The organism is Streptomyces aurantiacus JA 4570 (assembly GCF_000414115.1).
Lineage (GTDB): Bacteria > Actinomycetota > Actinomycetes > Streptomycetales > Streptomycetaceae > Streptomyces > Streptomyces aurantiacus_A.
In genome coordinates this window covers 1-6029 of sequence record NZ_AOPZ01000276.1, presented here as the reverse complement: position 1 = coordinate 6029, position 6029 = coordinate 1, and the positions used below count along the sequence as shown (strand labels likewise).

The following is a 6029-nucleotide window of genomic DNA, read 5'->3' as shown; positions in this document are numbered from 1 at the left end:
CGCCCCCGCCCGCCCTCTCGCCCCGTACGGCGCGACCAAGCTGGCGGGCACCCTCGCCGTCGCCGCGTCGGGCCTCGGCGCGGTCGTCCTGCGGGTGACCAACCCGGTCGGTCCCGGCGCGCCCGCCGCGGGTCTGCCCGGCCGGTTCACGGCCGAACTGCGGCGCGCCGCGGGGCAGTCGCCGCACGACACGGTCCGGGTCGGCGATCTGTCGTCGTACCGCGACTTCGTCGACGTACGCGACGTGGCCGAGGCGGTCGCCCTCGCCGTGACCGCGCCCGGGCCGCTGCCACCCGTCCTCAACGTCGGCAGCGGCCGGTCGGTCCCGGTGCGCGACCTGGCGCACGGCCTGGTCCGCGCGGCGGGCTTCCGGGGCCGCGTCGAGGAGACCCTCACCGGCTCCGGACGCTCGGCGGCGGTCCCCTGGCAGTGCGCCGACATCACCGCCGCCGCAAGGGAGTTGGGCTGGCGCCCGGTGTTCACGCTCGCCGAGTCGCTGGCAGCGCTGTGGACGGCCGACGGCATGGGGAGCGGAGCGGCTCCGGGGCCGGAGACCGGACCGAGCCCCGCACGGGACGCGGGGCCGGGCGCCGGGCAGCAGTCCTTGCGCGGGATCCCCGCGCCCGGGCGTTCCGCCGGGCGGGGCTCGCGGCCGGCCCCGGCCCCCGACGGGCCCCGCTCATGAGATCCCTGCTCGTGCCGCTGTATGTGCACCCGGCCGCGGACCCCGCGGCCTGGGAGGCGCTCGTGGCGGTCGCGCCCGACCTGTACGGCGTCGTCCTGAACGCCGCCGACGGGCCGGGCGCGGCCCCCGACCCGGCATTCGCCGAGGCCGCGCACGCGCTGCGGACGGCGGGGGTGCGGGTGCTCGGGTACGTCGACACGGCGTACGGGCAGCGCTCGCGGCAGGCGATCGACGACGACCTGGACCGGTACCGCGACTGGTACCGGGTCGACGGGTGTTTCTTCGACCGGATCGCGCCGGGCCGTCGTGACCTGCGGCACTGCCGACGCCTGGTCCGCTCGGCGCGGGTGCGCGGGGCAGCGCCGGTGGTCCTCAACCCGGGCGTGCACCCGGCGCCGGGCTACGCGCGCGCGGCCGACCTCCTGGTCACGTTCGAGGGGCACTGGACGACGTATCTGCGGTCGTTCACCGCCCCGCCGTGGACGGCCCGGCACTCCCCCGAGCACTTCTGCCACCTGGTGTACGGGGTGCCGCCCGCCCTGGTGCCGCTCGCCGCGCGCACCGCGGTGCGGCGCGGGGCGGGGGTGCACTGCGCGGTGCCGGGCGCGGGCCCCAACCCATGGACTCAGCCGCCTCAGCCGCCCCAGCCGCCTTGCTGAGCCTGCCGCCTTGCTGAGCCTGCCGCGTTGCTGAGCCCTTCGCCTCAGGAGGCGGTGCGGGTGTGGACGTACTCCACGAGCCGGGTCAGCGCGTCGGGGTCGGTGGTGGGCAGCACGCCGTGGCCGAGGTTGAAGACGTGCCCTTCCAGGCCCGCGGCGGCGGCGAGCACCTCGTCGGCCTTCGCCTCGACGGCCTCGCGCGAGGCGAAGAGCACGGCCGGGTCGATGTTGCCCTGGAGCGCCTTGCCGGGGCCGACGCGCCGGGCGGCCTCGTCCAGCGGCACCCGCCAGTCCACGCCGACCACGTCGGCACCGGCCTCGCCGAGCAGCCCGAGCAGCTCACCCGTACCGACACCGAAGTGGATGCGCGGCACGCCGTACCCCGCCACGGCCTCGAAGACCTTGGCGGACGCGGGCATCACGGAGCGCCGGTAGTCGGCGGGTGCCAGCGCGCCCACCCAGGAGTCGAAGAGCTGCACGGCGCTCGCGCCCGCCTCGATCTGCACCTTCAGGAAGGCGCCGGTGATCTCCGCGAGTCGGTCGAGCAGGTCGGCCCACAGCTGCGGGTCGCCGTACATCATGGCCTTGGTGTGCTCGTGGTTACGGCTCGGTCCGCCCTCGACGAGGTAGCTCGCGAGGGTGAATGGGGCGCCGGCGAACCCGATGAGCGGCGTTCCGCCCAGTTCGCGCGTGAGCATCCCGATGGCCTCGGTGACGTACGAGACGTCCTCGGGCGTGAGGTCGCGCAGCCGCGCGAGGTCCGCGCGGGACCGGATCGGCTGCTCCACGACGGGCCCGACGCCGGGCTTGATGTCGAGGTCGATGCCGATGGCCTTGAGCGGTACGACGATGTCGCTGAAGTAGATCGCGGCGTCGACGCCGTGCCGGCGCACCGGCTGCAGCGTGATCTCCGTGACCAGCTCCGGCATCATGCACGACTCCAGCATGGCCGTGCCCTCGCGCACCTTGCGGTACTCGGGCAGCGACCGCCCGGCCTGCCGCATGAACCAGACCGGCGTGTGCGGCACGGGCTCCCCCCGGCACGCCTTCAGAAATGCGGAGTCATACGTAGCTGCGTTCTGCCGGCCGGTGGCCTCGTCATCGACACTCACCCCCAAAGTTTCGCACGGGCAGGACAGAACGGGACGCGGGGGCAAATCAAGCCCGTCCGGCGCTTGAGGACGTGGAGGACGAGCGCGCAGCGCGACAGCCAGACACCCGAGCCGAGGAAATCAAAGCCCGTCCGGCGTTTGAGGACGAGCGCGCAGCGCGATGCCACGGCGCCCCCGCCCGCGGGACCGTGAAAACCCGCGCCGCGGAGTCAAGCGGAGAGCGAACGCGCGCCCCGAGAGGGGCGCCTCCCTGCACGGAGGCGCCATTCCCCTTAATCTTCCCCGCATGGCTGCGGCTCAGGGACAACGGTCGGACGGCGCTGGCGAGATGGACGGCGCACAGGGGGTGGTGGCGGACTCCGCTCCGCCACCGTTTCGCGCTGCGGTCGAGGCGCTGCGCGGGGCACGGTTGCGGCCAGGGATCGAGGTGGACGCGACACCACCGCCGAAGCGCCTCGCTCCGTACGCGTACGCGCTGGAGGCGGCCGTCGTCGACGGCGACGAGGACCTGGCGGACGGCCGCCTCGTGCTGCTGCACGACCCGGCGGGGCACGACGCCTGGAAGGGCTCCTTCCGGCTTGTGACGCTGGTGCGGGCGGAGCTGGAGCCGGAGATGGCGGCGGACCCGCTGCTGCCCGAGGTGTGCTGGTCCTGGCTGACCGGTGCGCTGCAGGCCCGCGGCCTGGCGCCGGGCGAGCCGAGCGGGACCGTCACGCGGGCGGGTTCGCACTACTTCGGCGGGCTCGCGGAGCGCCCGCCCGCCTCGCAGATCGAGATCCGGGCGTCCTGGACGCCGCGCGAGTCGGCCGGCGGCGTACCGGACGCCGGGGCGCATCTGGCGGCCTGGTGCGACCTGCTGTGCCAGGTCGCGGGGCTGCCTCCGGCCGCGGCGGCCGACGGCTCGGTGGTGTCGCTGCCGCAGCGGCGGGGGCCGCGCTCCACGTGACGTCGGGGCGCGGCGGTGACCCCCGGCGTTGACGCCGCCGGGGCGGGGTGCGGCGGGTGGGGGAATCACGCCTGGTGAGAACGGTCGATCGTCGGATGATCGATCACGTGTCCGAATCGCCCGAATTGTTACTCACCAAATCGTGATCATCCCCTAAAGGCGGGTGCTGTTGGTGCCGAAGAGGTCTGTGACCTTGAAACGCACGGTTCGTCCCGGCTTCACCCCGAGCCTGCCCCGTCCCGCCGCCCCCCAGGAGGCCTGGTGTCCGTTCTCCTCGAGCAGCCCGCAAGCCTGGTCGCCTACCGCCCGAACAAGCCGACCGCCATGGTCGTCGTGGCCGACCCCCGCGTCCGCTCCACCGTGACCCGCCACCTGTGGGCCCTCGGTGTACGTGACGTCATCGAAGCCTCGTCCATCGCGGAGGCTCGTCCCCGCATCGGCAACCCCCGCGACATCTGCGTCGCGGACGTCCACCTTCCCGACGGCTCCGGCCTGACCCTCCTGTCCGAGACCCGCGCCGCGGGCTGGCCCAACGGACTCGCGCTCTCCGCCGCCGACGACATCGGCGCCGTGCGCAACGCCCTCGCGGGCGGCGTCAAGGGCTACGTCGTCACCGGCACCCGTACGAACGTGGGGCTCCCCACCCGACCCGGCGCCGCCCCCATCGGCTCCGCCGCCGCCCGTATGCACCGGCGCCCGCCGGGCACCCCGAGCCACCCGGGCGGCTACCGCGAACTGTCGGGACGCGAGGTGGAGGTGCTCCGCCTCGTCGCCGAGGGGCAGTCCAACAAGGCCATCGGCGTCTCGATGGGCCTGTCCGCGCTGACCGTCAAGAGCCACCTCGCCCGCATCGCCCGCAAGCTCGGTACGGGCGACCGGGCGGGAATGGTAGCGGTGGCCCTGCGCACGGGAATCATCCACTGACCGATTTACACCCCCTGGCCGCCCGTCGACGTAACGTTCCGTCGACGGGCGCCGTGCGTTCACAGATACCCTTGACAGGTGACCGACGCCCAAGAGACCGCAGCAGACAGTTCACTGCGAACCACCGGAGGCGCTCCTCCGGACGAAGGCGTCGCAGGCGTCTCCGTCGAAGGGACACCCACCCCTCTCCTCGAACCGCGTGACGGCATTCCGCCGGTCGTCTCCGACCAGGAAGCGCTTTCGCAGGTCATCGAGGCATTTGCCGCCGGTACGGGACCGGTGGCCGTGGACGCCGAGCGGGCCTCCGGGTATCGCTACGGCCAGCGCGCGTATCTCGTCCAGCTCCGCCGCGAGGGCGCGGGCACCGCGCTCGTCGACCCCGTCGCCTGCCCCGACCTGTCCGGGCTCGGCGAGGCGCTGGCCGGCACCGAGTGGGTGCTGCACGCCGCGACCCAGGATCTGCCGTGCCTGCGGGAAATAGGCATGGTTCCGTCCGTCATCTTCGACACGGAGCTGGCCGGGCGGCTCGCCGGGTTCCCGCGGGTCGGCCTCGGCGCGATGGTCGAGAGCGTCCTCGGGTACGTCCTGGAGAAGGGCCACTCCGCCGTCGACTGGTCGACGCGGCCGCTGCCCGAGCCCTGGCTGCGCTATGCCGCGCTCGACGTCGAACTCCTCGTCGACCTCCGCGACGCCCTGGAGAAGGAGCTGGACCGGCAGGGGAAGCTGGAGTGGGCCCGCGAGGAGTTCGACGCGATCGCCTCGGCGCCGCCCGCGCCACCGCGCAAGGATCCCTGGCGGCGTACGTCCGGCATGCACAAGGTGCGGCGCCGGCGGCAGATGGCGGTCGTCCGCGAGCTGTGGACCGCCCGGGACCGGATCGCGCAGCGCCGTGACGTCTCGCCGGGCAAGGTGCTCAGTGACGGGGCGATCGTGGAGGCGGCGCTCGCCGTGCCCGCGAACGTGCACGCGCTGACCGCGCTGCCCGGGTTCGGGCACCGCATGGGGCGGCGCCAGCTCGAGCAGTGGCAGGCCGCGGTGGATCGCGCCAAGGCGCTGCCGGACGCGGAGCTGCCGCAGCCCGGGCAGGCGGTGGCGGGGCCGCCGCCGCCCCGCTCCTGGGCGGACCGGGATCCCGCCGCGGCGGCGCGCCTGTCCGCGGCGCGAGCCGCGGTGTCGTCCCTGGCCGAAAGCCTCAACATGCCCCAGGAGAACCTGATCACGCCGGACACCGTCCGCCGCGTGTGCTGGGAGCCGCCCACGGAGCTCACCCCCGACTCCGTGGCCACCGCCCTCACCACGCATGGCGCCCGCCCCTGGCAGATCACCCAGGTAACCCCGGCCCTCACCAGGGCCCTGGCGACACCCGCCCCGTAAGCCCCCCGCGGCTGGAGGGCCTGTCCCCCCAGCCGCGCCCAAGGCGCCTTCCACCCGCCCGCCCATGACTGTGGGACGCGGCTGCGGGCCGAAAACACGGGAGGGGGTGCGGCGGCGCACAGCGCGGACCCGGTCGCCCCCAGGGCCGCGACGGCGCGACTGGTCCGACAGCAACGGGCGGGCGGGTGGGAAAAACCGCCGCGCAGCGGCGGGAACAGTTGCAGCCCCCTGCACTCGCGAATGCCGCCCCACAGCGCCGCACCCCGCGCCCCCGGCGCGCAAACGGTGCGACTGGTCCGACAGCCACGGGCGGGCGGGTGGGAGAAACC

At 74.4% G+C, this 6029-nt stretch carries 6 protein-coding genes; 5 read left to right on the top strand and 1 reads right to left on the bottom strand.

Annotation, left to right across the window (positions count from 1 at the left end):
- The coding region (locus STRAU_RS25135; RefSeq protein ID WP_158692119.1) for an NAD-dependent epimerase/dehydratase family protein at nucleotides 1-685 on the top strand (685 nt) is incomplete at its 5' end.
- Nucleotides 682-1344 (top strand): spherulation-specific family 4 protein, encoded by a 663-nt coding sequence (locus STRAU_RS25130; RefSeq protein WP_016643203.1) that lies wholly within the window; start codon nucleotides 682-684, stop codon nucleotides 1342-1344. The genes STRAU_RS25135 and STRAU_RS25130, both read left to right, overlap by 4 nt.
- Before the next feature lie 44 nt (nucleotides 1345-1388).
- Here STRAU_RS25130 and hemE read toward each other — a convergent pair whose 3' ends face one another.
- Nucleotides 1389-2456, bottom strand: a complete 1068-nt coding sequence (gene hemE / locus STRAU_RS25125) for a uroporphyrinogen decarboxylase (RefSeq protein ID WP_037661762.1) — start codon at nucleotides 2454-2456, stop codon at nucleotides 1389-1391.
- 328 nt (nucleotides 2457-2784) lie between these two features.
- Between hemE and STRAU_RS25120 the strand changes: the two genes are divergently transcribed.
- From STRAU_RS25120 to STRAU_RS25110, 3 genes are all read left to right on the top strand, one after another.
- Nucleotides 2785-3402: a DUF3000 domain-containing protein gene (locus tag STRAU_RS25120; RefSeq protein ID WP_016643200.1), complete on the top strand. Its 618-nt coding sequence runs from the start codon at nucleotides 2785-2787 to the stop codon at nucleotides 3400-3402.
- A gap of 261 nt (nucleotides 3403-3663) precedes the next feature.
- Nucleotides 3664-4326, top strand: a complete 663-nt coding sequence (locus STRAU_RS25115) for a response regulator transcription factor (protein WP_016643199.1) — start codon at nucleotides 3664-3666, stop codon at nucleotides 4324-4326.
- Nucleotides 4327-4404: 78 nt separating this feature from the next.
- Nucleotides 4405-5700 (top strand): ribonuclease D, encoded by a 1296-nt coding sequence (locus tag STRAU_RS25110; RefSeq protein ID WP_016643198.1) that lies wholly within the window; start codon nucleotides 4405-4407, stop codon nucleotides 5698-5700.
- Nucleotides 5701-6029 lie beyond the last annotated feature (329 nt).